At 63.8% G+C, this 24,001-nt stretch carries 26 protein-coding genes; 8 read left to right on the top strand and 18 right to left on the bottom strand.

From position 1 onward, the window contains the following. Positions 1-18 precede the first annotated feature (18 nt). The 4 genes from QZ329_RS01630 to QZ329_RS01645 all read right to left on the bottom strand — a co-directional run bounded on the left by QZ329_RS01630 (position 19) and on the right by QZ329_RS01645 (position 3,328). The gene (locus tag QZ329_RS01630) at positions 19-1,440 is read right to left on the bottom strand and encodes an S-layer homology domain-containing protein (protein WP_295747614.1); all 1,422 of its coding nucleotides are present in this window, start codon (positions 1,438-1,440) and stop codon (positions 19-21) included. Between the two features lie 19 nt (positions 1,441-1,459). Next, on the bottom strand, positions 1,460-2,458 hold the full coding sequence (locus QZ329_RS01635) for an LCP family protein (protein WP_295747617.1): 999 nt from the start codon (positions 2,456-2,458) through the stop codon (positions 1,460-1,462). A gap of 221 nt (positions 2,459-2,679) precedes the next feature. Continuing rightward, a complete protein-coding gene (locus QZ329_RS01640) occupies positions 2,680-3,054 on the bottom strand; it encodes a hypothetical protein (RefSeq protein WP_295747620.1) in 375 nt (124 codons plus the stop codon). 25 nt (positions 3,055-3,079) lie between these two features. After that, the gene (locus tag QZ329_RS01645) at positions 3,080-3,328 is read right to left on the bottom strand and encodes a sporulation transcriptional regulator SpoIIID (RefSeq protein WP_295747623.1); all 249 of its coding nucleotides are present in this window, start codon (positions 3,326-3,328) and stop codon (positions 3,080-3,082) included. A gap of 142 nt (positions 3,329-3,470) precedes the next feature. On the opposite strand from QZ329_RS01645, the gene QZ329_RS01650 reads away from it, so the two are divergent. The 4 genes from QZ329_RS01650 to QZ329_RS01665 all read left to right on the top strand — a co-directional run bounded on the left by QZ329_RS01650 (position 3,471) and on the right by QZ329_RS01665 (position 6,890). Beyond that, positions 3,471-4,619: an aldo/keto reductase gene (locus tag QZ329_RS01650; protein WP_295747626.1), complete on the top strand. Its 1,149-nt coding sequence runs from the start codon at positions 3,471-3,473 to the stop codon at positions 4,617-4,619. 4 nt (positions 4,620-4,623) lie between these two features. Then, positions 4,624-5,049 (top strand): DUF3842 family protein, encoded by a 426-nt coding sequence (locus QZ329_RS01655; RefSeq protein ID WP_295747628.1) that lies wholly within the window; start codon positions 4,624-4,626, stop codon positions 5,047-5,049. After that, positions 5,046-6,197 carry a hypothetical protein gene (locus tag QZ329_RS01660; RefSeq protein WP_295747630.1) on the top strand — a complete coding sequence of 384 codons (1,152 nt, stop codon included), beginning with the start codon at positions 5,046-5,048 and terminating at the stop codon, positions 6,195-6,197. The genes QZ329_RS01655 and QZ329_RS01660 overlap by 4 nt, the downstream gene beginning before the upstream one ends. A gap of 120 nt (positions 6,198-6,317) precedes the next feature. Further along, on the top strand, positions 6,318-6,890 hold the full coding sequence (locus tag QZ329_RS01665; protein ID WP_295747632.1) for an ECF transporter S component: 573 nt from the start codon (positions 6,318-6,320) through the stop codon (positions 6,888-6,890). Between the two features lies 1 nt (position 6,891). On the opposite strand, the gene QZ329_RS01670 is transcribed toward QZ329_RS01665, so the two are convergent. Continuing rightward, positions 6,892-8,292: a PLP-dependent aminotransferase family protein gene (locus QZ329_RS01670; RefSeq protein ID WP_295747634.1), complete on the bottom strand. Its 1,401-nt coding sequence runs from the start codon at positions 8,290-8,292 to the stop codon at positions 6,892-6,894. A 107-nt stretch (positions 8,293-8,399) separates the two neighbouring features. Here QZ329_RS01670 and QZ329_RS01675 point away from each other — a divergent pair, with 107 nt between their 5' ends. Continuing rightward, a complete protein-coding gene (locus tag QZ329_RS01675) occupies positions 8,400-8,960 on the top strand; it encodes an ECF transporter S component (protein ID WP_295747636.1) in 561 nt (186 codons plus the stop codon). A gap of 122 nt (positions 8,961-9,082) precedes the next feature. Here QZ329_RS01675 and QZ329_RS01680 read toward each other — a convergent pair whose 3' ends face one another. The 5 genes from QZ329_RS01680 to QZ329_RS01700 form a co-directional block, all read right to left on the bottom strand. Continuing rightward, complete coding sequence (locus QZ329_RS01680; protein ID WP_295747638.1) at positions 9,083-9,895, bottom strand: DUF975 family protein; 813 nt, start codon at positions 9,893-9,895, stop codon at positions 9,083-9,085. A gap of 92 nt (positions 9,896-9,987) precedes the next feature. Then, on the bottom strand, positions 9,988-10,947 hold the full coding sequence (locus tag QZ329_RS01685; RefSeq protein ID WP_295747640.1) for a tRNA-dihydrouridine synthase family protein: 960 nt from the start codon (positions 10,945-10,947) through the stop codon (positions 9,988-9,990). Further along, positions 10,944-11,294, bottom strand: a complete 351-nt coding sequence (locus tag QZ329_RS01690; protein WP_295747642.1) for an arsenate reductase family protein — start codon at positions 11,292-11,294, stop codon at positions 10,944-10,946. Before QZ329_RS01690 ends, QZ329_RS01685 begins: the two co-directional genes overlap by 4 nt. A 32-nt stretch (positions 11,295-11,326) precedes the next feature. Then, a complete protein-coding gene (locus QZ329_RS01695; protein ID WP_295747644.1) occupies positions 11,327-12,415 on the bottom strand; it encodes a Xaa-Pro peptidase family protein in 1,089 nt (362 codons plus the stop codon). A gap of 103 nt (positions 12,416-12,518) precedes the next feature. Further along, positions 12,519-12,776 (bottom strand): hypothetical protein, encoded by a 258-nt coding sequence (locus tag QZ329_RS01700; RefSeq protein WP_295747646.1) that lies wholly within the window; start codon positions 12,774-12,776, stop codon positions 12,519-12,521. A gap of 101 nt (positions 12,777-12,877) precedes the next feature. Between QZ329_RS01700 and QZ329_RS01705 the strand changes: the two genes are divergently transcribed. Then, the gene (locus tag QZ329_RS01705) at positions 12,878-13,126 is read left to right on the top strand and encodes a helix-turn-helix transcriptional regulator (protein WP_295747648.1); all 249 of its coding nucleotides are present in this window, start codon (positions 12,878-12,880) and stop codon (positions 13,124-13,126) included. Between the two features lie 37 nt (positions 13,127-13,163). Here the strand turns inward: QZ329_RS01705 and QZ329_RS01710 are convergent, their stop codons facing one another. The 7 genes from QZ329_RS01710 to QZ329_RS01740 form a co-directional block, all read right to left on the bottom strand. Further along, positions 13,164-13,706, bottom strand: coding sequence for a hypothetical protein (locus QZ329_RS01710; RefSeq protein ID WP_295747650.1), 543 nt, complete (start codon positions 13,704-13,706; stop codon positions 13,164-13,166). Positions 13,707-13,888: 182 nt separating this feature from the next. Continuing rightward, the gene (locus tag QZ329_RS01715; RefSeq protein WP_295747652.1) at positions 13,889-15,490 is read right to left on the bottom strand and encodes a CTP synthase; all 1,602 of its coding nucleotides are present in this window, start codon (positions 15,488-15,490) and stop codon (positions 13,889-13,891) included. A 181-nt stretch (positions 15,491-15,671) separates the two neighbouring features. Further along, the gene (gene gnpA / locus QZ329_RS01720) at positions 15,672-17,834 is read right to left on the bottom strand and encodes a 1,3-beta-galactosyl-N-acetylhexosamine phosphorylase (RefSeq protein ID WP_295747654.1); all 2,163 of its coding nucleotides are present in this window, start codon (positions 17,832-17,834) and stop codon (positions 15,672-15,674) included. A 12-nt stretch (positions 17,835-17,846) separates the two neighbouring features. Beyond that, the gene (locus QZ329_RS01725; protein WP_295747656.1) at positions 17,847-18,053 is read right to left on the bottom strand and encodes a hypothetical protein; all 207 of its coding nucleotides are present in this window, start codon (positions 18,051-18,053) and stop codon (positions 17,847-17,849) included. A 97-nt stretch (positions 18,054-18,150) separates the two neighbouring features. Beyond that, the gene (locus QZ329_RS01730) at positions 18,151-19,041 is read right to left on the bottom strand and encodes a carbohydrate ABC transporter permease (protein ID WP_295747658.1); all 891 of its coding nucleotides are present in this window, start codon (positions 19,039-19,041) and stop codon (positions 18,151-18,153) included. Positions 19,042-19,054: 13 nt separating this feature from the next. Further along, positions 19,055-19,930 (bottom strand): sugar ABC transporter permease, encoded by an 876-nt coding sequence (locus QZ329_RS01735; RefSeq protein ID WP_295747660.1) that lies wholly within the window; start codon positions 19,928-19,930, stop codon positions 19,055-19,057. 169 nt (positions 19,931-20,099) lie between these two features. Then, positions 20,100-21,488 carry a carbohydrate ABC transporter substrate-binding protein gene (locus QZ329_RS01740; RefSeq protein ID WP_295747661.1) on the bottom strand — a complete coding sequence of 463 codons (1,389 nt, stop codon included), beginning with the start codon at positions 21,486-21,488 and terminating at the stop codon, positions 20,100-20,102. A 354-nt stretch (positions 21,489-21,842) separates the two neighbouring features. Here QZ329_RS01740 and QZ329_RS01745 point away from each other — a divergent pair, with 354 nt between their 5' ends. Then, the gene (locus tag QZ329_RS01745) at positions 21,843-22,667 is read left to right on the top strand and encodes an AraC family transcriptional regulator (protein ID WP_295747663.1); all 825 of its coding nucleotides are present in this window, start codon (positions 21,843-21,845) and stop codon (positions 22,665-22,667) included. Positions 22,668-22,680: 13 nt separating this feature from the next. Here the strand turns inward: QZ329_RS01745 and QZ329_RS01750 are convergent, their stop codons facing one another. Continuing rightward, positions 22,681-23,589: an AraC family transcriptional regulator gene (locus QZ329_RS01750; protein ID WP_295747665.1), complete on the bottom strand. Its 909-nt coding sequence runs from the start codon at positions 23,587-23,589 to the stop codon at positions 22,681-22,683. A 140-nt stretch (positions 23,590-23,729) separates the two neighbouring features. On the opposite strand from QZ329_RS01750, the gene QZ329_RS01755 reads away from it, so the two are divergent. Beyond that, positions 23,730-23,975 carry a hypothetical protein gene (locus QZ329_RS01755; protein WP_295747667.1) on the top strand — a complete coding sequence of 82 codons (246 nt, stop codon included), beginning with the start codon at positions 23,730-23,732 and terminating at the stop codon, positions 23,973-23,975. The last annotated feature ends 26 nt before the right edge of the window (positions 23,976-24,001 follow it).

Genomic DNA, 24,001 nt, shown 5'->3' on the forward strand with positions numbered 1-24,001 from the left:
CTGGCGGGGGAGAGGGACTTAGCGGGCGTGGAGGGTCTGGGACTGCTGGGGGGACATGGCAAAATAGTCGTAGTTGATGGTGCTGCCGCTGTCGCCCCAGGTGGTGTCGATGTGGTATTGGACGCCGTCCAGGGTGGCGACGGTCCAGATGTGGTCCCCGCCGATGACGGTGGAGCAGGCGATGCCCTCCAGCTTTAAAAGGAGGTTGTACGCGCCGGTGTAGCCGTCACAGACGGCGGTTTGGTTGGCAAAAAGACTGTAGGGAATGTGGCTGAGGGAGTCGTCTCCAGCCTGATAGTCATAGGCGCAGTGGCCGCAGACCCAGTCGTAATAGACCCGGGCCTTTTCCAGCTCCGTCATGTCCGGGCGGAGGATCCCCTCCGTCCAGAGCTGGTCGTGGACGGCGATGGCGGCCTCCATGGCGGCGGTGCGGTATTCCTCCACACGGCGGCCCGCCCCGGCGGCGGTGAAGTTCAGGGTCAGCAGTCCCGCGCTCCGGGTGCAGTGCACCTCGTTATAGCCTTGCTCGCAGTAGGTTTTCACAATGGCGAGGCTGTGGTCCATCAGCTGCCGCGCCTCGCCCTCCGAGACGCCGGGATAATAGAACACCAGCTGGCTGCTGCCGGTGGAGAGCATGGAGCGGATGGAGCTTTCCAGCTCCTCGCGGGTGGAGGGGGAGAGGGTGTAGCCCCCGGGCTCCACCAAATCCGCCAGGGTGGTCCCGGCGGCGCTGTAGAGATTGGACAGGTCCCACTGGGGCCGGACCCGCAGGGCGGGGTCCACCATACGGGTGAGCATGGCGGCGGCGGCCCCGCGGGTAATGGGTTTGGCGGGAAGGAAGGCGCCGCTGCCGCCGCTGCCGGTCACAACGCCCTTTTTATAAAGGGCCAGGATATCCCGATAGTAGGGGGTGTACTCGGTGACGTCGGGGATGTACCGCCGGGTGGAATAGCCCAGGGTGACCAGCTCCTCGTGGACGGAAGGCAGGGCCTCCTCCGGCAGGACGCCCGCCAGCACGTGGGCCACCTGGGCCCGGGTGGCGGTTTCCTGGAGCGCGCCGTCCAGCTCCGTGTCCAGAACGCCCTCCGCCTGGAGATAGCGCAGATAGGCCTGGGCCGCCGGAGCGCCCTCCTGGCGGAAGGACAGGGCGGCCTCGGCGCTGCCGGTCTGGTGGAGTCCACGGATGCGCCCGGCGAAGATGACGGCCTGTCCCACGGTCATGGTGTCCTCCGGGCCAAAGGTTCCGTCCTCTTTTCCAGAGGCCAGGCCGTATTCGTACAGGGCGGCGACGTTGCCGTAAAACGGGGAGTCCGAAGTCAGGTCGGAGAACTGCCCGGCATAGGTCCGGCTTCTGGTGAAGCCGGCCTCCTGCGCGGCGTGGACGGGAACCGTCATCAGCAGGCACAGGGCCAACAGAAGGGCGGGGATATGTTTTTTCATGGGGCTCCTTTCCATCCGTTCAGGAGAGGATGTTCAAATCCTCCGGCACCCGGTCCTCCGTATAGGGGTTCAGGTACTGGTTCACCAGAGCGAGAACCTCCTCCTGGTTCAAGTAAATATAGGGGGACTTCCAGTCTCCCGGCAGGGTGGAAAACTCAATGTTCTCCGCCCCCATGCCGATGGCCTCGCCCCCCAGCCAGACCAGATTGCCCACCGTCAGGTCCGTCTCCACGTACTGCTGGAAGATTTTGCAGAAGCTGTCCAGCTTGGTGAGGTTGGAGACGGTCAGGGTCTGCTTGGCCACAGCCTTTAAAAAGTCCTGCTGGGTCTGCATGCGGCCGATGTCCTCGCTGCCGTAGCCGGAGCCGTCGTTGTTGTGGCGGAAGCGGACCACCTTCAGGGCCTCTGCGCCGTTGAGGTGCCGCATTCCCTTGGAGAAGTGAATGGAGAGGTTCTGGTAGGGATCGTCATAATCCATATTCACCGGGATGTAGAAGTCCACGCCGCCGATGGCGTCCACCAGGGCCTGAAAGGCCCGGAGGTCCACCAGCACCGTGTAATCCACCGGAATGCCCAGCTGGTGGGAGACGGTCTGGGCCATCAGCTCCATGCCGCCGGAGTTGTAGGCGAAGTTGATTTTGCGGTTTTTCCCGTTGATGCTGGCCTTGGTGTCCCGGGGGATGCTGACGCCGTAAATATAGTCGTTTTCCGCGTCCACGGCCACCAGAATGTTGGTGTCGCTGCCGCCGTTGCCGTCGTCCACGCCGGAGACGAGGATGGTGTAGAACGAGGGTTTCCGCTCGTAGTGGGAGCGAAGGGCCTCCGCCTCCTCGCCGCTGAGGTCCTGGGAGGCGGCGGGGTTGTCCACCCGCTGGACCATGGCGGGCACGTCGGCCCTTTGGTCCGGGGCGCGGAAGTAGACCCGGACGACGGCGTAAATCAAAGCGATCAATATCAAAAGCAGCAGAAGCGTGAGCCCCCAGGGGCTGCGCTTGCGGCGGCGGAGTCTTGACGGCATGAGAACCTCCCGTGCGCCGCAGGGCGGCGCGTATCGTAAACGTAAATGTTTGCTGGAACGGGCCCCTGACAAAGAGGGGATTGACAGAACGTTTGCTTCATTATAAAACTGGAGCAGAAAAAACTCAAGAGAAAAAATAGCGGCGAAGCCGCTATTTTTTTCGTCGCTTCCCTGGGTTTTCTGTCACATCTTACAAGGGATTTAAAATATTTTCAGAAAGTTTACATCTTGGCCTGGGATTGCGCCGCCTCTCCCGGCTCCGCCGTCCTCTCCACTGGCAAAGGAGCAGCGGCTGCCACAGGCGCTTCCTCCGCCAGCCGTTCCAGCAGCGCTTTGATGTCCGCCAGCAGCTGGTTTTGATAGGAGAGCGCGCAGCGTATGTAGTGCAGCGCCGGTTCCGGTGTCTGGGCGGAAGAGGTTTCCTCCGGCGGATGGGGCCAGCGGCGGACCTCCGGTTCTGTGTAAATAGGCGTCCCCGGCGGGAACGGCGTCCAATTCTCCCGGCCGCCCGCAGGGGACCGGGAGACCGGCACAGCCCGGGCTGCCCGGCCGTTTCTGCCGCCGGAGGGGCGGCTGCCGTGTTGACGATTTGCCATGATAGAGGTCCCTCCTCGCGCGGCCTCAGTCGCCGCGGTATTTTTTGCGGGTGGCGATGCCTCCCCGAATGTGCCGCTGGGCCTTGTTCACGTCCAGCACCTCCTTGACCTGGAGGTACAGCGGACGGTTGAACAGGGGCAGCCGTTCGGAAATGTCCTTATGTACCGTCGATTTGCTGATGCCGAATTTCTGGGCGGCGGCCCGGACCGTGGACCGATTCTCTATGATGTAAAGAGCCAGGCGCTCCGCCCGCTCTTCCATGTTTCCCTTCAAAACACCCTCACTCCCTGCCTCTTGTTGGTCCATCCTATGCACGGTGGCGGCACGAAATGCGAAAAACTTCTTGACATGGAGTGGACTCCACATGATATGCTGAAGGGCGAAACGATTGTTTAACAAAGAGGAGGTACATGATATGCGGTATCGTACTTTGGGAAGGAACGGCCTTCAGACCGGCGAGATCGGCATGGGCTGCGAGGGTTTCTTGGAGAAATCCGACGATCAGGTGAGGGAGATGGTGGACCTGATGGAGGCCGGCGGCGTGAACTGCATTGACCTCTACGCGCCCAATCCGGATTTCCGGTCCCGCCTTGGCCGGGCCCTTCGGGGGCGGCGGGAGAAGTTCATCCTCCAGGCCCACCTCTGCGCCGTCTGGAAGGAGGGGCAGTACAAGCGCACAAGGGATGTTGCCGAAGTACGGGAGGGATTTGAGGACCAGCTCCGGCGGCTGGAGACAGACCACGTGGAGATCGGCATGATCCACTATGTGGACTCCCTGAAGGACTGGGAGACGGTGAAAAACGGTCCTGTTATGGCCTACGCGCAGGAGCTGAAGGCGAAGGGAACCATCGGCTGCGTGGGCCTTTCCAGCCACAATCCCCGGGCGGCCCTGGCGGCGGTGGAATCCGGGCTCATAGACGTGCTGATGTTCAGCGTCAATCCCTGCTACGACCTCCAGCCCGCCTCCGAGGATGTGGAGGAGCTCTGGGCCCCCAAGAACTACGCCGCCCCCCTGCTGAACATGGACCCGGAGCGTCAGACCCTTTACGAGACCTGCCAGCGCCTCGGCGTGGGCATTACGGTGATGAAGGCCTTCGGCGGCGGGGACCTCCTCAGCGACACCCTCTCTCCGGCGGGAAAGGCTCTGACGGCGTTCCAGTGCATCCAATACGCCTTGGACCGTCCCGGCGTGGCCTGCGTCATGTCCGGCGCCCGGAATCTGGAGGACTTGAAGCGGAGCATCGCCTTCGAGGAGGCTCCGGAGAGCCAGCGGGATTACGCCGCCGCCCTGGCGGCCCTGCCGAAAATCAGCTGGAAGGGGCACTGCATGTACTGCGGCCACTGCGCCCCCTGCCCCAAGGGCATTGACGTGGCCGGCGTCACGAAATTTCTGAATCTCTCCCTGGCTCAGGGGGCCGTTCCGGAGACCGTGCGGGAGCATTACGCCGCCCTGCCCCACGGGGCGGGGGAGTGCGCCGCCTGCGCCGCCTGCGAGAAGCGCTGCCCCTTCGCCGTGCCTGTCATGGAGAACATGCGCCGGGCGGCGGAGCTATTCGGGAGGTGAGGGGATGGACCGTATTCGCACCGTCCTGATTCTGGACGGTCAGGGCGGCGGCGTGGGCAGTCAGCTGGTGAAGCTGCTGAAGCCCCGCCTGCCCGAGGACTGCCGCCTCCTCTGCGTGGGGACCAACGTGGCGGCCACCAGCGCCATGCTGAGGGCGGGGGCCGCCCAGGGGGCCACGGGGGAGAACGCCGTGGTGTACAACGCCGCCCAGGCGGACCTGATTTTGGGCCCCATCGGCGTGGTGCTGGCCAACGGCATCCTGGGGGAGGTATCCCCCGCCATGGCCGCCGCCGTCACCGGGGCGGGGGCGGTGAAGATTCTGATTCCCTCCTCGTCCTGCGGCGTATACGTGGCGGGAGTGGAGGAGTGCCGCCTGGAGGAGTACCTCCGCCGGGCCGTGGACCTGGCGGCAAGGGAGCTGGGACTGTGAGCAGGGAATTTCTCGCGATTGCCCGGGAGCACTGGGCGAAATATCCCCAGATGGAGCCCCAGGACTTTGCCAAGCTGGCCTATCAGAGCGAGTTTGGCCCCGCCCATATGGTCCAGAGCCCGGACAAGGTGCTGGCGGCCCTGCTGGCGGAACGGAAGGAGGCGGGGCCGGAGCCCCTTCCCCCGGAGTCCATCGGGGGCGGCCTCTGCCGCTTCCATATCACGCAGGCGCTCTCCACTTTGTCGGAACTGCCGCTGATTGGGCGGATGTTCAGCCTGACCATGGTTCAGACAGAGGGCGCGGAGAAGGGGCTTCTGGAAAAGCTGGAGCAGCTGGCGGCCCTCCCGGTCCCCGGTATGGCGGAGTATTTGGAGGGCTGGCGGCGGGAGGGCTGCCCGCCGGTGCGCCACAGCGAGGCGTTCCGGAATGCCTACGACCCCCATTACCGGGTTCTGCAAACACGCATGGCAGGGTTTCTCCCGGCGCTGGTCCCCATCGACCGAATGGCCCGGGAGTACTATGCCGCCTGGCTGCGGCGGGGAAGCTGGGGGGAGCCGCTGCCGGGAGAGAGCCCCCTGGCCCACCGGCACCGAAATGGGCTGAGGCCCTTCCTTGCGGCCGTAGACGGCCGGTGCGGCAGCGGAAAAACCGGATTTGCCAAACTGGCGGAACAGTTGATTCCCGGTTCGAAGCACGTCGCCCACATGGACGACTGTTACCTTCCCTGGGAGAACCGGGCTTTCAACTGGATGAAAATTCCCGCCGGGAATATGGATTTGGACCGGATCCGGGAGGAGCTTCTGCTCCCGGTCCACAACGGAACGCCCCTGACGTATCCGCCCTTCCTTCCCGATGGCCCGGTGCTGGACGAGTACGGGGAGCCCATAGAAATCGACCCGGATGACGTGGAGCTCATCCTGGTGGAGGGCACTTACTCCCAGCATCCGGCCCTGGCGGGATACTACGACTATAAAATCTTCCTCACCTGTGACCGGGAGGAGCAGACCCGCCGCCTCCAGGCCCGGGAGGGGGATGATTTCCCCACCTTCGACCGGGTGTGGCGAACGCTGGAAGAGCGGTATTTCGCCGCCTGCGGCACGGAGGAGGCCGCAGACCTGGTGGTGGACACCACGGGCTTCTTCGATTGAACAAGGGACTTGGCAAAAGCCGGACACCTGTGGTATACTTTTCAAAAGGAATCGCCGCCAGGAAGGCGGCGGACTGTCAGAAGACGGAAAAACTTATGTGATTTTGAAGGAGTTTTTCCCATGAATGAAACCAAGACCCAAAGCCCCGTCCAAACCCTGGCCATGGCCGCTATGATGATGGCCTTGGGCTTCGTCCTGCCCTTTTTCACCGGGCAGATTCCACAGATTGGCAGCATGCTCTGCCCCATGCACCTGCCCGTGCTGCTGTGCGGCCTCCTCTGCGGCTGGAAATATGGTCTGACCGTGGGCTTCCTCCTGCCGCTGCTGCGCGGCGTCACCCTGGGGAGTCCTCCGATGTTTTCCGCCGCCGCTATGGCCTTCGAACTGGCCGCCTATGGCTTTCTGGCGGGCTTTCTCTACGCCCGGTCCCGCTGGCAGTGCGTCGTGGCGCTGTACCGCTGCCTGATTGCCGCCATGCTGGGCGGGCGCATCGTGTGGGCCATTGCCCGGGTGATTCTCTCCGGCGTGTCCGGGCAGGCGTTCACGTGGCAGATGTTCCTCTCCGGCGCGTTCCTCACCGCCATTCCCGGCATCATCCTTCAGCTGGTCTTCATCCCCGCAGTGATGGCGGCCCTGGACCGGACCGGATTGGTCCGTTTCCGCCGGAGCGGCGAGATAGCTCCGGCGGCTTGAATCAGCGGGTCAGGAAGACCTCGCTGAGCAGCGCCGCCGCCTCGTCCAGCCGCGACTGGTCCAGCCCCGCGTAATTTACCACCAGTGTGTGCGCATAGGCGGGGTACGGAACGGCGGCGTAGTCCGACAAAAATCCAAGACGCACCCCCAGGCCCTCCGCCCTTTGGCGGAGGGTTTCGTCTTCCTCCGCCGTGTTCAGGCGGAGGAGGAAGTGGAGCCCCGCTCCCCGGTCGGTGACAGAGGCGGTGAAGGGACAGGCGGAGAAGGCATCCAGCACGGCGGCGCGGCGGAGACGGTACTTTTTCCGGGTGCGGGAGAGATGCTGCTCGTACCAGCTGCCGGCGGGACTGCCGCCGCCGCTGAGAAACCGGGCCAGAACCTGCTGCTCCAGGGCGGGGACCGCGGAGGCGTAAAACCCCAGGTCCCTCCGGTAGCGCTCCAGCAGACGAAGGGGCAGGACCATGAAGCCCATCCGCATGGAGGGAGAAATCGTCTGGGAGAAGGTGCTGACGTAAATCACCCGGCCGGCGGCGTCGATGCTTTGCAGGGTGGGAATGGGACGCCCAGTAAAGCGAAACTCGCTGTCGTAATCATCCTCGATGACGAGTCCGTCCGTCTCCTCCGCCCAGCGGAGGAGGGCCTGCCGCCGGGCGATGGGGGTGACGATGCCTGTGGGATAGTGGTGGGCCGGAGAGAGGTGGGCGGCGGTTGCGCCGGAGGCGTACAGCGCCTCCGGCGGCATGCCCTGGCTATCCAGAGGGATGAGGCGGCAGGCCGCCCCCCACTTGGCGTAGACCTGGCGGATTTTGGGATAGCCCGGGTCCTCCAGGGCGAAGACGGCCTCCCGGCCCAGGAGCTGGGCCAGCAGCAGATAGAGGTATTCCGCGCCCGCCCCCACCACGATCTGCTCCGGCGACACGGCCATGCCCTTGAAGTCCCGAAGATTCCGGGCGATGGCCTCCCGCAGGGCGGGAAGACCCTGGTGGGGGAGGGCGGTCAGGTGCCCGCCCTCCGACAGGACCTGCCGGGTCAGCCGGGCCCAGAGGGCGGAGGGAAAGCAGGACGGGTCCGCCCGCCCGCTCTTCAGGTCCAGACGCCAGACCGGGGCGGGGGATTGCGCCGGAACCTCCTCCCGAACCGCCGGGGCGGGGAGAAGGCGGTCCACCGGAGAGACGTAAAACCCCATCCGGGGCCGAGCGTCCACATAACCCTCCGCCTCCAGCTGCTGATAGGCGCCCTCCACCGTGATGACGGAGATGCGCAGATGCTCCGCCAGGGCCCGCTTGGAGGGCAGACGCTCTCCTGGGGCCAGAACGCCGCTTAAAATATCCGCCCGGAGGCGGCGGTAGAGATATTCGTACAGAGGCAGGCCGCCCCGTTGGTCCAGATCGTATGTCAGCATCTTCGACCCCTCCGTCTGACCTTATAAAAAAGTTAAAAATTGAGTATTTCCATCATATCACAACTGCGCTATGATAGCAACACCAACCACCAAAGGAGGGAAAGACGATGGAAAAGACACTGCGCCGGGAGGCGGGCCGGACGGAGCCCCGGCTGCTGGTTTTGACGGGATTGTTTGCCGCCCTGGGCTGCGCGGCCACCATGGTATTGCAGGTGCCCTCTCCCACCGGGGGCTATCTGAACCTGGGGGACGCCGTGGTCATTCTGGGGGCCTGGCTGCTGGGGCCGGTGTATGGCGCGGTTGCCGGGGGCGTGGGGCCCGCCATGGCGGACCTTCTGAGCGGCTATGCCATGTACGTCCCCGCCACCCTGGTCATCAAGGCCCTCATGGCCTTGACGGCGGCGCTGTTGTACCGGGCCCTGGGGAAGAAGGGGCTTGCCGTGTGCGCGGCGGCGGCGGAGGTTCCCATGGTCGTGGGCTACTGGCTCTTTGACGCGCTGCTGACCGCCCTCTCCAGCGGCGCTTCCTTCGGCCTGTGCCTTGCGGGAAGCGCGGCGGGAATCCCCAGCAACCTCGTTCAGGCGGCCTTTGGCGCGGCGGCGTCCACGCTGCTGGCCCTGGCGCTCCGGCGGAGCGCCTATGTGCAAAAGCGGTTCCCCAGGTTCTAGCGCCCCGCGAAGCGCCGCCCCCGGCCCCGCGCTGCGGATGGGCGGATGCGGGCGGGGAGGCCGGAGCGCGCCGGGGAAACAACAGCGCCCCCCAAGGCCTTGCCTTGGGGGGCGCACTATGTTCAGCCCAATCCGTCGGGCGGATTCCAGCCGTCCCAGGAGGACTGGCTTTGAACGTCCTTGCCGGCGCCGGAGGTGCTCTTTGCGGTTTCGAAATAGCTGAGCTCCACACAGATGTAGTTGGCGAGGTAGAACAGGGAGACCACCAGCTGCCACAGGCCCAGTCCCACGTTCCACACGATCAGGGGAATGCCTCCGTAGGAGGTGATGTCGGGCATGGTTCCGCCCAGGTAAAGGGACATGGCCAGATCCCGGTTGATGATGAAGTTGAGAAGGAGGGCGGGGAAGGTGGCCAGCAGGGTCCAGCCGAAATAGCTCAGGTCCAGCATGAAGAGCTGGAGCTTGTAGCCCCGGGTCTGCCGTTTGCTCATGTCCAGGGCCTCCATAACGCCGATGCCGGGGTTCTCATAGAGATTGTACTTGGCAAATTGGTAACGGTAGATGGCGACAATGCCGGGGATGACGAAGAGCAGGCTCCAGAGGAAGACGAAGAAGCCGGTGACCAGGTCCAAAAGGATGAGCTTTCCCACGAAGGAAAACCCGTCGAACAAGGTCAGGTACTCCGCCCGCTCGCCCCGGCGGATGGCCATGCAGTAGAGGGCGAAGCCCGCCGCCAGAACGGTGGACAGCAGGGTGGTGAGAATGGAGATGAAAATGCTGAAAAAGCCGCTGCCGCCGAGGGAGGAGATCAGGTTCAAAACCACCACCAGGGAGAGGTAAAGGGCGGTCATGGCCTTGGGGGACACCTGCGCGGTCCGGAGAAGTTCCGCCGCCTCCTGTTTGCGGCGGGGCCGGTCAATTTGTTCATACATCATAGTGGGCCTCCTCGTGGGTGAAAATGAGCATTTCTATCATATAGTGTAGCACAGACCGGGCCGCTTGACAAGTGGGGAAGCCCTGGAAGCGATTAGACCAGCGCGCCCTCCGGCGCGTCCAGCAGGTCCAGCTCCTGAAAAATCTGGGTCTCCAGCTCCTCGTAGGCTCTGGGGCCCCGGGAGCGGCGCATCCGGCCTCCCAGACGCTCGCCGCCTGAGAAGAGGTGAATGAGGTAGAACCAGACCTCCTTCATCCGCTGGGAGGCGGGGGCGGCCTGACCGTAGAAATCCTGATAGGCCTGGTACAGCGTGGCGGTGAAGTCTTGAAGCTCCTCCCGCGTGGCGGGAGGGCCGCCCCGGAGCCGCCGGAACAGCGCTGGGTCGGCAATGGCCCCCCGGCCGATCATGGCGGAGGACAGAGGGGGGAATTGGTCCTCCAGAGCCCGGACGCCGGAAACGGAGGTGAGGTCGCCGTTGTAGCAGAGGGGATTCCGGCTCTCCGCCAGGGCCTGGGCGAAGGCGTCCAGGTGTACGGTTCCCCGGTACTTCTCCGGCCGGACCCGGGGGTGGACGGTGAGGCAGGCGATGGGGTAGCGGTTGAAGACCTCCAGCAGGCGGGGGAACTCCTCCGGCGTCTGATAGCCCAGCCGGGTCTTTACGGAGACGGGAAGGGAGACGCCGGAGAACGCCTCGTCAAAAAAGCGGTCCAGCCCCTCCGGGTCCGCCAGCAGGCCGGAGCCCTTCCCCTTGGCGGTGACGGTGCCGGAGGGACAGCCCAGATTCAGATTGACCTCCGTATAACCCATGTCTGCCAGCGTTTCCGCCGCCCAGACGAAGTCCGCCGCCCGCTTGGCCATCACCTGGGGGACCTGGGGGAGGGCCTGGGGATTTTCCAGCTCCCGCCGGTCCCGGGGGGTGAGGATGTGCTGGTCCGTGGGGGAGATGAAGGGGATGAAATAGCGGTCCGCCCCGCCGAACCGGGCGTGCCACACCTGACGGAAGACCCGCTTCGTAATGCCGTCCAGGGGGGCAAAGTCCAGACGGCGGATCATCCCAGCCGCTCCTCCCACTCCTGGGGACGGAAGCCGGCCAGCACGAAGCCGTCCCCCACCAGAAGGGGACGCTTCACCAGCATGCCGTCGGAGGCCAGCAGCTCCAGCTGGGCCTCCTCGTCCATGGAGGGGAGTTTGTCCTTCAGGCCCAGGGTCTTGTACTGGAGTCCGCTGGTGTTGAAAAAGCGCTTCAAGGGCAGGCCGCTGGCCCGGAGCCACTGCCGGAGCTCCTCCGCCGAGGGCCGTTCCAGCTTGATGTCCCGGACCGCGCAGTCCAGGCCCCGCTCCTCCAGCCAGGCCTTGGCCTTCCGGCAGGTGGAGCACTTGGGATACCAGAGCATGAGCATGGGGAATTCCTCCTAATTGTATGATGGGGCGCTTACAGAACCAGCAGGTCCTTGGGGGCCTGTGTCAGGTTCCGACAGCCCTGGGGAGTGATGAAAAGCACGTCCTCAATGCGGACGCCCAGCTGTCCGGGAATATAAATGCCCGGCTCCGCCGAGATGACGGCCCCGGCGGGGAGGGGGGACTGGTTGGCGGAGGAGGCGTTGGGGGATTCGTGAATTTCCACCCCTACGCCGTGACCGAAGCTGTGGGTGAAATACGCCCCATAGCCCGCCTGATCGATGACGGCCCGGGCGGCGGCGTCCACCGCCTTCCCCGTGACGCCGGCCTTTACGGCGGCGATGCCCGCCTCCTGGGCGGCCAGGACGGTGCGGTACACCCGCTCCATCTCCGCCGTCACGGACCCCACGGCCACGGTGCGGGTCATGTCGGAGCAGTAGCCTTTGCAGATGCAGCCGAAGTCCATGGTGACGAACTCACCGGGGCGAATCTCCTTTTCGGAGGGCACGCCGTGGGGCAGGCTTCCGTTGGGTCCGGAGACCACAATGGGATCAAAGGACATGTCGGACGCGCCATAATGCAGCATCAAATATTGCAGTCTGGCGGCGATCTCCTTCTCCGTCACGCCGGGGCGGACCTCCTTCAAAATGTCCTCCAGCGCCCGCTCGGCGATGCCCTGAGCCGCCTCCATGGCCTGCAGCTCCCCGGCGTCCTTGGTCTGCCGGAGCTTCCTCAGGACCTCCGAGACGGGGACCAGCGCGCAGGGGGCCTTGCTCTCCGTCAGGGCCTTCTCCAGCCGCCGGAAGGACTGGACGGTTATGGACCCGTCCTCGAACCCCAGGCGGCGGATGCCCTTTAGAAACACCAGCTCCCGGAGCTGGTCCATGAGGCCCCTGCCGGGCTTGATCTCCCGAAGCTCCGTCTCCTCCAGTTGCCGCCCGGCGGCCTCGGTGTACCGGGCGTCGGTAAGGAACACCGCGTCCTTCCGGGTGACCAGGGCCGTGGCGTCTCCCCCGGGGATGAAAAAGCCGGAGGCGTAAAAGCGGTTGGCCTCCCCGGTGAGGAGGACGGCGTCCAGGTTCTCCGCCTCCAGGGCGGCGGCGATGTTGGCGTAGTGATTCATTTCGTTCCCTTCTCTTCGTTGGATTGATAACCGGAAACGCCGTCCGAGCGGGAACAGGACCGCTCAGACGGCGTTTGGCGGCGGATAGGGGGTCTTCCCGCGCTTACCAATCATGGCGCAGGGAGCCGATTCCCCGTTTTTCCAATATGCGTAGGATGGCCTTGATCCGCTGGAAGCATTCCGGGTCCTCCAGCGTGTCGTCCTCCAGGGTCTGCCGGATTTCGTCCAGAATCTGCATCGCCTCGGTCTCCGCCATGGCGAGAATTTCCCGCAGAACCTCGTCTTTCTTCATGTGCTGGAGGATCACAATGCCGATGGCGTGTACCAGCAGTTCGTCGTGGGTCTTCAACTCCGGTTCCATACATAAAAACCTCCTTTGTGACATTTAATGAATGTCATCTGTGAACACAGAATAGCATAGAATAAGCAAAATGACAATCACTAAATGTCAGGAATGGTTTGATGTATAAAAACCGTGCGCCGGATGGGCGGTATAATCTATGCGGCGGCAAGGTAGCCGCCCTGCGCAAAGCCAAAGTGCCAAAGCTGTCCCAGCGGGGCTTGGCGGATATGCTTCAATTGAGCGGCCTGGACGTGGACAAGAACGCGGTCCAGCGCATTGAGAGCGGCCAGCGGTTCGTGACGGACATCGAGCTGAAAGCCCTGGCCCAGGCGCTGGGGGTCACGGTGGAGGAATTGCTGGAAACGTAGGAGCTCCGGAATGCCGGAGCTCCTGTTGTTTTTTCCGTCATTCGGTGGGATACAGGGGGTCCCCCGGCTTCCAGGGGCGGCAGACCTCCCAGGCGGGGTAGGACCCCTCCCGCCAGTATTGGGTTTCAAACACGTAGAGAACGTCCGGGTCCGACGGGTCTCGGAAGACCTCCTGGCCTGTCAGGGTCTTGCCGTAGTTGTCCTCCATGCCGTTGCACTCCAAATCGTTTTCCGGCAAAACGTCGTCCCCCACGTATTGGAGCGTCCCGATGGAGACGCAGCCCTCCGGCAGCTCCTCCAGGGGAATGCCGCAGCCGTGAGGGAAGCGGAGCAGCCGTCCGTCCCAGAAGATGAGGTGGTTCGCCAGGGCGTCGCTTTCAAAACGGATATAGGAGTCCGTGAGCCAGTCGGTGGTGATGTGGACATAGACCACCCATGGCCGCTCCGGGTTTTGAAACACCACGCCGGAGGCGGAAAAGCCCGCCTGCATTTGCAAATCCTCCGACGGCGGTTCCTCCGTGACGGGACCCAGTTCCCCGATGAACTCGTAACCCCGGGGAAGGTAGGTGGGAAGAATCACGCCGTTCTCCGTCTACAAGGGGACGCTGGCGCCGTTCAGGCGCGTCCAACGGTAGAGCGTCCCGTCCACCATCAGCACCGGTTCAATGCCGCCGTGGGAGTCGTACCAGGCGCAGCCCCCCCGCCGGCTCGCTGCAAGAGGAGAGCAGCAGCAAACAGAAAAGCGCCGCCAAAAGACGCATGTTACTCCGTCCTCTCCGCCGCCGCCTTCACGAAGCCGTAAAACAGCGGATGGGGCCGGTCGGGGCGGCTCTTGAACTCCGGATGAAACTGGACGCCCACAAACCAGGGGTGGTCCGGCAGCTCCACAATCTCCACCAGATGCCCGCTGGGGGACAGCCCCGCCAGCACCAGGCCCTTGGCCTCCATCTCCGCGCGGTAGTCGTTGTTGAACTCGAAGCGGTGGCGGTGACGCTCGGAGATTTCCGCCGTGCCGTAAAGGGCGCGGCTCTTCGTGTCCTCCTTCAGCTCACAGGGATAGCGGCCCAGGCGCATGGTGCCGCCCTTGTCGGTAACGTTCACCTGATCCGGCATCAGGGCAATGACCGGGTGCTGGGTGGTCTCGGAGAACTCGGAGGAATGGGCGTCGGCATAGTCCAGGACGTCCCGGGCGAACTCAATGACGGCCATCTGCATGCCCAGGCACACGCCGAAGTAGGGAACGCGGTTCTCCCGGGCGTAGCGGACGGCCTGAATCATGCCCTCGATCCCCCGGTCGCCGAAGCCGCCGGGGACGATGATGCCGGCGCAGCCTTCCAGCTCCGTCTCCAGGTTCTGCCCGGTCAGGGTCTCGGAGTTCACCCAGCGGATGTCCACCACCACGTCGTTGGCGGTGCCTGCGTGGTTCAGGGACTCCACCACGGAGAGATAGGCGTCGTGAAGCTGGACGTATTTGCCCACCAGGGCGATTTCCACGTGCCGGTGGGCCCGTTTCTCCCGCTGGACCATGGCGGTCCACTCCCGCAGGTCCGGCTGGTGGGTTAGAAGGCCCAGCTTCCGGCAGACCACCTCGTCCAGCCCCTCCTTGGCCATGAGAAGGGGAACCTCGTACAGGGTTTCGGCGGTGGCGTTCTGGATGACGCAGTCCTGCTCCACATTGCAGAAGAGGGCGATCTTCCGCCGCACGTCGGCGGGGATGGGGGTGTCGCAGCGGCAGACCAGGATATCCGGCTGGATGCCCAGGGACAAAAGCTCCTTCACGGAGTGCTGGGTGGGCTTGGACTTCAGTTCGCCGGAGCCGGGGATTTCCACGATCAAGGGCACGTGAATGAAGAGCACGTCCCCCTGGGGCCGCTCGGCCCGGACCTGGCGGATGGCCTCCAGAAAGGGCTGGGACTCGATGTCGCCCACGGTGCCGCCGATTTCGCAGATGACCACGTCCACGTCCTCGCTGGCCATGGCGTAGACCCGGCTTTTGATCTCATTGGTGATGTGGGGGATGATCTGGACGGTGGCCCCCAGGTAGTCCCCCCGGCGCTCCCGGTTCAGCACGGACCAGTAAATCTTGCCGGAGGAGATGGAGCTGTTGCCGCTCAGGTCCTCGTCCACGAAGCGCTCGTAATGTCCCAGGTCCAGGTCGGTCTCCGCGCCGTCCTCGGTGACGAAGACCTCGCCGTGCTGGTAGGGACTCATGGTGCCGGGGTCCACGTTGATATAGGGGTCGAATTTCTGGTTCCGCACCCGGACGCCCCGCTGCTTCAAGAGCCGCCCCAGGGACGCCGCGCAGATGCCCTTGCCCAGCCCCGAGACCACGCCGCCGGTGACGAATACGTATTTCGTTGCCATACCGCTCTCCTATTCTTTCGTTCTGTCCAGCCGTCCGCCGGACTGCATATACCAGAGTATCTTATCATTTGCGCCCCCGCTTGTCAACGGCGGGAGCGGGCCGGAATGTGTCCGGCTGTGCCGGGGCGGAGGCCGGATGGAAAAAGCCCGGCGTCCCCGGAAGGAGACGCCGGACCCGGCCTTAAATTTCGTACCAGCGGATTTCGTTGGCCGCCAGCTCCAGCGGAAAGCTGGAGCCGTCCCCCCGGTAGACGGTGGTGCTCTGGGGGGCGTAGGTGTTGTTCACCACGCAGAAGCGCCGGCTCTCCACATAGGCGTGAACCTCGGTGCGGCAGTTGGAGGAGAACCATCGGTTCAGGCCGTCCTCCCCGTGGGAGGCCCAGAGAATGGCCCGGTGGAGCAGGCGGCAGTTTTCGAAGGAGTAGGGCAGTCCGGAGAGGTACACCCCCCGGCCCGAGCCGAAGGCGTTGGCCGCCAGCTGCACCTCCCGGTCCCGCTGAACCAGGACCTCCGTCCCCTCCAGAGCGTAAACGCTCCGCTGCCCCTCGCCGAAGTCCACGGGGGAGGCGGCATCCGCCAGGATGAAGTGCTCCGGGTGCTCCTCCCAGTTGTACTTGTCATAGCCCAGGGTGAAGCCGGTCTCCTTCTCCACGCCCAGCACCTGGGCCAGCTGGAAGAACCGCCCCTGGTACTGGTGGCCGGAGGGCTCGCCCACGCCGATGAAGCCGCCGCCGTTCCAGACGAAGCGCTTTACCAGGGCGGAAATCTCCGGGTCCTCCCAAACGGCGCCGCCGGTGTGGGCGGTGTTGCCGCCGCCGGCGTTTAAAAGGACGTCCACGCCGTCCAGGGCATGGGGGTCCGCCTTCAAGTCGTCAAAGCTCAAAAACCGCACGTCAAAGGGCGCGCCGGACAGGGCCTCGATGACCCCGGCATAGGAGTAGTTCTGCTTTTGATACAGGGCGTGATGGACCATGTGGCAGCCCCAGGACCGGGCCTTTCCCCAGCTGTTCAGCACCGCCACCGTCTTGGCGCAGAAGGGCCTGGCCCCGTTGATGTGGCCGTACAGCTCCCGGAACTCCCGGCAGACCGACTCCACATAGCCGATGAACTCCGGGAATTCGCAGGCCAGCTTCAGATAGCCGCCGTAGCCGATGCGGTCAATGGGCTTGCGGAGGATGGCCCGGCGGGCGGTGACCCAGTTCTCCCGGGCTTCCTTCACCGGGTCGCCGCCCTTGTGGAAGGTGTCCGGGAAGAAGTAGGGCAGGAAGCGGCCCTCGGTGTACCGGACGCCGGGGATGTCGGCAATCAGCCGCAGGGTGGAGCCGTTGCCCACGCTGCCCACCACCGCGTCCAGGCCGATGGACTTGAACTCGTCCAGATAGGGCTCGGTGCCAATCCAGTGGTCCCCCAGGAACATCATGGCCTCCTTACCCAGCTCGTGGGTGATGTCCACCATCTCCTTGGCCAGGGCGGCCACCTCCCGGCGCTGGAAGGCGCAGAAGTCCTTGTACTCCCTGGAGGGAACCCGGTACTGGTTGTTGTAGTATCCCTGGTCAATGATGAACTCCGGCCGGAAGCGGTAGCCCGCCTCCCGCTCGAACCGCTCTAAAATATAGGGGGAGACGGAAGCGGAATAGCCGTACCAGTCCACGTACTTCTCCCGCTTCAGCTCGTCGAAGACCAGGGTGAACTGATGGAAGAAGGTGGTGTAGCGAAGGACGTCCACATAGGGGTGGTCCGCGATGAATTTCCGCAGCCGCTCCATGGTGTACTTCCGGGTCTTGGGCTGGCGGACGTCGAAGGTGATCTGGTGCTCAAAATCCTTCCAGCCGTTGGTGACGGCGTTGTACATGTGCACCGGGTCCCAGATGAGGTAGGCCAGGAAGCTGACGGTGTAGTCGTGAAATTCCTCCGGCTGGGGAATCACCACGCAGCCGTCCTCATAGCTCCAGCGGGCGGGGTCCAGCGGCTCTCCCGCGGTGCGGTCCATCACCTCCCACCAGCGCTTGATGTCGTCCCGGTCGTTGACGCGCAGCAGCTCGGCGCTGAGGCCGCGCATCAGCGGGATGGACAGCGGTCCGCCGGAGGCGGTGTGAAAGGCGGTCATGATATAGCACTGCTGAATCTCGTCGGGATTGGCCCTGGCCCAGGCGTTGTCCTTGCGGGTGGTGTAATAGGTGGAATAGACCTTGGCGTCCACCGCCTTCAGTTCTTCCGGGTAATCCGTGCCGTCGCAGTCCCGGATGGCGTCGGCCCCCCAGCGCTCCAGCAGGGCCAGGGTCTCGGGCACCACGTCCACGTCGGTGGGAATCGTCACCCGGCCCTTGTTCTGTAAATCACTCATGTGTTCCACTCCTTAGAGTCCTGGCCCTTTATCACCCTCAAAGGGCTTGTTGTAAATCATCAGCGCCGCCAGCAGCAAAATCACGCCTGCAATCATCAGCCCCAGGCCGGACAGCTTCCCCGTCAGCTTCCAGCCGTAAATCACCAGGGCCAGCCCCACGAGGAAAAACCCCGCGATGAACAGCGCCCGGAGGCCGGTGTGCTCTTTCCAAAACTTCATAAAATCCCCTCTCAAAAATCACTGCGCCGCCGCCCCGGAAAAGCACCGGACGGCAGAGCGCGCCAAGTTCGTTTGGTTCCTTTTTACAGAAAAAAGACTATCCCTTCAGGCCGCCCACAGTCATGCCCTGGGTCAGCTTTTTCTGCACGCACATGTAAAGAATCAGCGTGGGCAGCATCACCAGCACCAGTCCGGCATAGAGGATGCCGTACTCCGCCGAGGACTGCTGGGCCTGCATCAGGTTCAGAAGGCCCACCGGCAGAGTTTTCTGCCCCTGTGCGCTGCTCATCAGCGTCATGGAGATGATGTACTCGTTCCAGAAAGAGAGGAAGTTGAAGAGGATGATGGTGATGATAGAGGGCTGGGCCATGGGGAAGATGATGCGGATCATGGCCTGTCCATAGCCCGCGCCGTCAATATAGGCGGCCTCCTCGAAGTCGTGGGGCAGGGTGGCAAAGTAGCCGGAGAGGAGGTAGATGGTGAACGGCAGGGCCGTGGAGGCGTAGACCACCGCCAGAACCGCCAGGTTGTTCAGCAAAAACCCGTTCCCGATGAGGTTTTTCAGCCACGCGTCCCCGTCCCGGAGCATCAGGAAAATGGGCACCACGATGTAGTTCACGTTGATGAACAGCCCTGCCATAAAGCAGGTGTTCAAAAAGCGGCTTCCCCGGAACCGGAACCGGGCCAGACAGTAGGCCGCGGGCAGGGCGATCACCAGCAGCAGCGCCAGGGACAGCGCCGTCACCAGGACGGAGTTGAGCATATAGCTGCCCATGCTGGCGGAGTTCCAGGCGTCCACGAAGTTCTGCCAGTAGACGCCGGCGGGCAGGGCCCAGGGGTTGCCGTAGAACTCGCTGTTCTGTTTGATGGAGGCCAGGAACACCCAGGCCACCGGCACGATGATGACCACCGCCAGGGTGATCAATACCACATAGATGAAAATCTTATACAGCGCCTCGCCGGAGAGGCCCTTCTTTTCTCTCGTCATACCCTCGCCCCCTTTACATCTCCAGGACTTCCCGCTTCGTCACCAGATTCACCAGAGCCGACAGCAGGAAGGAGAACAGGAAAATCACCACGCCCGCCGCCATGGAGTAGCCATAGAGCCCCGCGTCCTTCTGGGCGTACATGAAGCTCAGTCCCACGTCGGTCATGCCCTTGGCCACCATGGCCTTGACAAAGAGGAAGGCCATGTTGATGGTGGAGATGATGAAGAAGGTCAGCGTGGTGCGGATGTTGGTCCAGATCAGCGGCAGGGTCAGCTGGAAGAACTGGGTCAGCCGCCCCGCGCCGTCCAGCCCGGCGCTTTCATAAAGACTCTCGGGCACGGCGGACATGGAGGCCATGTACATCACCATGTAATAGCCGATGGCCTGCCAGACCATGGCGATGATGACGCTGACGATGACCATGGGCTGGTCCTTCCAGAGGACCATGACGGTCTCCCCCTTGAAGAAGGAGAGGATGCTGTTCAGCATGCCGTTCTCCGGCTTGTAGATGGCGGAGAAGATACCGGCGATGACCACCACGGAGAGAATGTTGGGGATGTAGAAGACAATGCGGAAGAAGTTCTGCCCCCTGATTTTCTCCCGGGTCAGGATGGCCGCGAAGACAATGGCGAAGAAGAAGGTGATGATGGTGACGGTGACGATGAGCAGGATGGTGTTCTGCATGGCGGTGATGAACTTCGTGTCGTTCATCAGGGCCTTGAAGTTGGCCATGCCCACGAAGGTCTCCGTGGGGGAGTAGGCTCCCCGCTCAAAAAGGGACATGCGGAAGACGTTCAGGGTGGGCAGGATCATGAAGAGGAAGTACAGAATCACCGCCGGGGCGACGCACAGGGCCAGGAACCGGCCCCGGCTCTTGCTGCTGCGCATGGAACCACTCCTTTCAGAAAGCTGCGGAAAGTACAAGGCGGCGGCGAGCCGAAATACTCGCCGCCGCCCATACTTTTCTGGAAAGAAACGTATCGAAGGAACCTCGCCGCGCCGCAGGCGATTCCGCGTCCCGCCCGGCGGCGATGGTCCGTTAGGCGGCAGGGACCGCTTATCCCATGATGTTGGCCCGCATCTGGTCGCTGGCGGCCTTGACGTCGCTGATCCACTGGTCCACGGTGACGGTGCCGTTCACCAGACCGTTGACAGGGTCCAGGAAGACCTCGCGGACGGTGCCCAGGCCCGCCACGGCGTTGTAGGCCGCGAAGTTGCCCATGGCGGCGTCGGCGCCGTTGTCATAGATGGAATAGAACAGCTTGTTGTCGCCCTCGAGATTGTCCGTCAGGCCGGGAACGGGCTGCACCGCGCCGCCCTTGGCGAAGATGGCGCAGGCCGCGTCGCTGTACAGGAAGGCCACGAACTGCTTCGCCGCGTCCAGGTTGGGGGCGGCGGCGGGAATCCAGGCCTGCTCCAGCCAGCAGTAGCTGGCGCCGTTGCCGCCGGCCTTGGCGGCGGGCAGGGCGGTCATGCCCCACTTGAAGCCCTCGTCCCGGGGAGCCTCGGCCATCTCGCCCACGATCCAGGTGCCGTTGGGCATGAACAGGGCCTTGTTGTCCAGGACCAGCTGCTGGTTCTGGGTGAAGTCCTGATCGTTGGCCTGGGCGGGGGTGACGGGGTTGGTGTAGCTGGCCAGCTTGGCGATGATGTCGAAGCACTGCTGGGCCTCGGGAGTGTCCCAGATGCCCTCGGCGTAGGTGGTGGCCTGGTTGAAGAAGTCGGCGCCGCCCACGGAGTACATCAGGGCGTACAGGAAGGCGTCAAAATAGCCGGTGGTGGGGTAAGTAAAGAGATAGCTGTCCTCGGCCCGGGCCTTCTCGGCCAGCTCCCACATCTCGTCCCAGGTGGCGGGAACGGTCCAGCCCTTCTCCTCGAAGAGGCCCGCGTTGTAGAACAGGCCGCAGGGAGAGTAGAACATGGGAGCCAGGTAGGTCACGCCGTCGCCGTAGGGGTTCGTCACGGAGGTGTCGGTAAAGCCGCCCACGATCTTGTCGGAGACCTTGACGCTCTCGCCGGGCACGGTCATGCTCAGCACGTCGGTGAGCTCAGCGATGTTGCGGTCTTTGATGAACTGCTCCGTCAGGCCCTTCTCCCGGCCGGTGGCCAGGTGGATGACGTCGGGGAAGTCGCCGCCCTGCATGGAGGGGCCGATGACATCCTCCAGGTTCTTGTCGCAGATCAGGTTGACCTTCACGCCGGTCTCGGCGGTGAAGGCGTCGCAGACCTCCTGCCACATGCCGGGATAGGCCTCTTCATAACCGGAGGCCAGGGCGGCCACGGTGATGGTCACATCCTCTGCGGGGGGAGGGGTCTGGCTGTCGCCGCTGCCGGAACCGGCGGGGGGAGGGGTGGTGGTTCCGGCGTCGGAGCCGCCGTTCCCGCCGCAGGCGGCCAGAGACAGCACCAGAGCCAGAGTCAGCAAGAGACTGAAAAACTTCTTCATGGTTGTACCTCCTTATAATATAGGGGCTTCCGCAGGCCGGATTCCGGCCTTGTAACGTCTAGTATAGCCGCTTCCTCGCTGGCAAAGCAATCCCGATCTTGCGCAACTTTTTATAGATATTGCTCTTTTCGCGTTTTGCCCCAATTTTTAAGGGATACATCCTTGCCTTTTGGGTATAATTTATATTTTCGAAGATTTGCCCTGCAAGGTTTTGACGTTTCTCCGCAAATTCCGCCGGCGGCGGGAAAAATTTTTATGGAAAGTTGCGCCGGCGGTAGAAAGACGTTATAATGGGAGGGGAGGCGGGACGCTGCCAATTTTTAAAAAATTGCGCCCCGCCGGGGAGGAAGAGGGATGAGCCAGCGGCAATACACGTTTTTGCGGGAGGCGGCCGGCGGCGGCGGAGCCACCAGACTGGCCTATGTCTCCCAAGCCCAGTACAGCCCCGAGTGGAATTCCAGCCTCCACACCCACGGCTGTGCCGAGCTCTTTTTTATCACCGGGGGACACGGCCGCTTCCGCACCCGGCAGGAGACCTTCCCCGTGGCCATTCACGACGCCGTCATCGTCAACGCCAACGTGCCCCATACGGAGGCCAGCCAGCTGGACAGCCCCCTGGAGTACACCGTTCTGGGCGTGGAGGGGCTGGAGACCCTGGCCGGGGGCGAGGGGTACGCCCTGCTTCATCTCCACACCGGCTGGGAGGAGCTGATGGACTGCCTCCGTCTGATACTTATGGAGGCGGAGGAAACCCTTCCGGGATACGAGCGCGTCTGCCGGAGTCTTCTGGAGGTGGTGCTGGTCCGGCTGAACCGCCAGCGGGACGCGGCCCTCTCCGGCGAGTCCGCCGGCGCCCGGACCAGCCAAGAGTGCGGTCTGGTCCGGCGGTACATCGACAACCACTTCAAGGAGAACCTGAGCCTGGACCAGCTGGCGCAGTTGGCCCACCTCAATAAATATTATCTGGCCCACGCCTTCCGCCGGGAATTCGGCGTCTCCCCCATCAACTATTTGATCTCCCGCCGCATTGAGGAGAGCCGCTTCCTCCTCCGGGAGACGGACCATACTCTGTCCCTCATCGCCCAGATTCTGGGTTTCTCGTCTTTGAGCTATTTCTCCCAGTGCTTCCGCCGGATGGAGGGTGTCAGCCCCCTGGAGTACCGCCGGCGGCACCGGTGACCCGGGTCCGCCGTCACGTTGAGGGAGCGGACCGCGCCGCCCGGTATTGGCTGGGGGTCTCCCCCTTCAGCGCCCGGAAGGTCCGGGCGAAGTAGCTCATCTCCTGAAAGCCGCAGGCCGCGCCGATGTCCGCGATTTTTTCCTCCGTGGACTCCAGCAGCTCCGCCGCCCGCTGGACCCGCAGCTGCCGGACGTACTGCATGGGGGTGGTTCCCACCATGCCGCGGAAGCAGCGGAGGCATTCGCTCTCGCTGATGGCGGCGCTCCCGGCGATGTCCGCCACGGTCAGCTCCCCGGCGCAGTGCTCCTGAATGTAAAGGAGCATGGTCTTGATCCGTTCCCCGTCCCGCAGGGCCTTCTCCGAGGGACCCTGTTTGGCGGACGGACGGTGGGCGGACAGGAGAAACACCAGCCGGGAGAGTCCCTCCCGCACCAGAAACTCGAACCCCGGCGGCTCTTCACCGCAGGCCCGCCAGGCCGCCTCCGCGGCCTCCAGGGCCTCCTTCTGCCAGGGGACGCGCTCCGAAAGCCACACGCAGCGCTCCGCCGCGCCGGACAGCAGGGGGCGCAGATAATTCTGCCAGAAGACGCTCTCCACGCTTCCGCCCACCAGCCGGGGGTGGAAGACCAGGGAGTGGACCAGAACCGGCCCGGTCTCCTCCTGCCAGACGCAGTGGAGGGCCCCGGCGGTGAAAAAGCAGCCCTCCCCGGCTTCCAGCCTCCGGGTCTCCCCCTCCGCCGAGACGGAGACCCGCCCCTCCGCCACCAGGACCGCCTCCAGTTCGTCATGCCAGTGCCAGGGAACCGCGTTGACCGTCTCTCTGCCGTGGCGGTAACAGGCGATGGGGAACGGCGGCGCGCCGTGCCGGACCAGCTCCCGGCTCTGCCGGTCCGTGGCGGATTTACAGGGGCTCAGGGACATGGCCTCCTCCATTCTGGCGGTTTTGTACCAGGAATCTGGCGCTTTCTTTCTACCGCTCCGGTTATTTTGGTGGTATCATCCTATCAGAAAGAGCGGAGAGACGCAAGCGAAATGCCGGTTTTTATCAAAGGAGGCCGTTTATGTTCAAGATCATGATGCTCCCGGATACGGAGAATTTTCTGCACGTGGTGGAGCGCAGCCGGGGACAGGTGCTGCTGCACCTGCCGGACAACACCCACTGCGACCTGAAGCGGGACAACACCGCCCGCCAGATGCTCCGGGCCATGCGCCCCGGCCCGGAGGGGCTGTGCATCAGCCTTTCCGACGCCCGGGACGTGCCCGCCTTCCTGGATTATATGATTGGGTCCGCCCGAGGGTGGGACTGACGGAGAGAGGCCGCCCCGGCGCGGCC

This window comes from uncultured Oscillibacter sp. (assembly GCF_910579365.1).
Lineage (GTDB): Bacteria > Bacillota > Clostridia > Oscillospirales > Oscillospiraceae > Oscillibacter.

Excerpts from the sequence above, each read along its gene's own strand:
- QZ329_RS01630 (WP_295747614.1), bottom strand. The coding sequence starts at position 1,440 with ATGAAAAAACATATCCCCGCCCTTCTGTTGGCCCTGTGCCTGCTGATG.
- QZ329_RS01635 (WP_295747617.1), bottom strand. The coding sequence starts at position 2,458 with ATGCCGTCAAGACTCCGCCGCCGCAAGCGCAGCCCCTGGGGGCTCACG.
- QZ329_RS01640 (WP_295747620.1), bottom strand. The coding sequence starts at position 3,054 with ATGGCAAATCGTCAACACGGCAGCCGCCCCTCCGGCGGCAGAAACGGC.
- QZ329_RS01650 (WP_295747626.1), top strand. The coding sequence starts at position 3,471 with ATGCGGTATCGTACTTTGGGAAGGAACGGCCTTCAGACCGGCGAGATC.
- QZ329_RS01655 (WP_295747628.1), top strand. The coding sequence starts at position 4,624 with ATGGACCGTATTCGCACCGTCCTGATTCTGGACGGTCAGGGCGGCGGC.
- QZ329_RS01665 (WP_295747632.1), top strand. The coding sequence starts at position 6,318 with ATGAATGAAACCAAGACCCAAAGCCCCGTCCAAACCCTGGCCATGGCC.
- QZ329_RS01670 (WP_295747634.1), bottom strand. The coding sequence starts at position 8,292 with ATGCTGACATACGATCTGGACCAACGGGGCGGCCTGCCTCTGTACGAA.
- QZ329_RS01675 (WP_295747636.1), top strand. The coding sequence starts at position 8,400 with ATGGAAAAGACACTGCGCCGGGAGGCGGGCCGGACGGAGCCCCGGCTG.
- QZ329_RS01680 (WP_295747638.1), bottom strand. The coding sequence starts at position 9,895 with ATGATGTATGAACAAATTGACCGGCCCCGCCGCAAACAGGAGGCGGCG.
- QZ329_RS01685 (WP_295747640.1), bottom strand. The coding sequence starts at position 10,947 with ATGATCCGCCGTCTGGACTTTGCCCCCCTGGACGGCATTACGAAGCGG.
- QZ329_RS01690 (WP_295747642.1), bottom strand. The coding sequence starts at position 11,294 with ATGCTCATGCTCTGGTATCCCAAGTGCTCCACCTGCCGGAAGGCCAAG.
- QZ329_RS01695 (WP_295747644.1), bottom strand. The coding sequence starts at position 12,415 with ATGAATCACTACGCCAACATCGCCGCCGCCCTGGAGGCGGAGAACCTG.
- QZ329_RS01700 (WP_295747646.1), bottom strand. The coding sequence starts at position 12,776 with ATGGAACCGGAGTTGAAGACCCACGACGAACTGCTGGTACACGCCATC.
- QZ329_RS01705 (WP_295747648.1), top strand. The coding sequence starts at position 12,878 with ATGTATAAAAACCGTGCGCCGGATGGGCGGTATAATCTATGCGGCGGC.
- QZ329_RS01715 (WP_295747652.1), bottom strand. The coding sequence starts at position 15,490 with ATGGCAACGAAATACGTATTCGTCACCGGCGGCGTGGTCTCGGGGCTG.
- gnpA (WP_295747654.1), bottom strand. The coding sequence starts at position 17,834 with ATGAGTGATTTACAGAACAAGGGCCGGGTGACGATTCCCACCGACGTG.
- QZ329_RS01725 (WP_295747656.1), bottom strand. The coding sequence starts at position 18,053 with ATGAAGTTTTGGAAAGAGCACACCGGCCTCCGGGCGCTGTTCATCGCG.
- QZ329_RS01730 (WP_295747658.1), bottom strand. The coding sequence starts at position 19,041 with ATGACGAGAGAAAAGAAGGGCCTCTCCGGCGAGGCGCTGTATAAGATT.
- QZ329_RS01735 (WP_295747660.1), bottom strand. The coding sequence starts at position 19,930 with ATGCGCAGCAGCAAGAGCCGGGGCCGGTTCCTGGCCCTGTGCGTCGCC.
- QZ329_RS01740 (WP_295747661.1), bottom strand. The coding sequence starts at position 21,488 with ATGAAGAAGTTTTTCAGTCTCTTGCTGACTCTGGCTCTGGTGCTGTCT.
- QZ329_RS01745 (WP_295747663.1), top strand. The coding sequence starts at position 21,843 with ATGAGCCAGCGGCAATACACGTTTTTGCGGGAGGCGGCCGGCGGCGGC.
- QZ329_RS01750 (WP_295747665.1), bottom strand. The coding sequence starts at position 23,589 with ATGTCCCTGAGCCCCTGTAAATCCGCCACGGACCGGCAGAGCCGGGAG.
- QZ329_RS01755 (WP_295747667.1), top strand. The coding sequence starts at position 23,730 with ATGTTCAAGATCATGATGCTCCCGGATACGGAGAATTTTCTGCACGTG.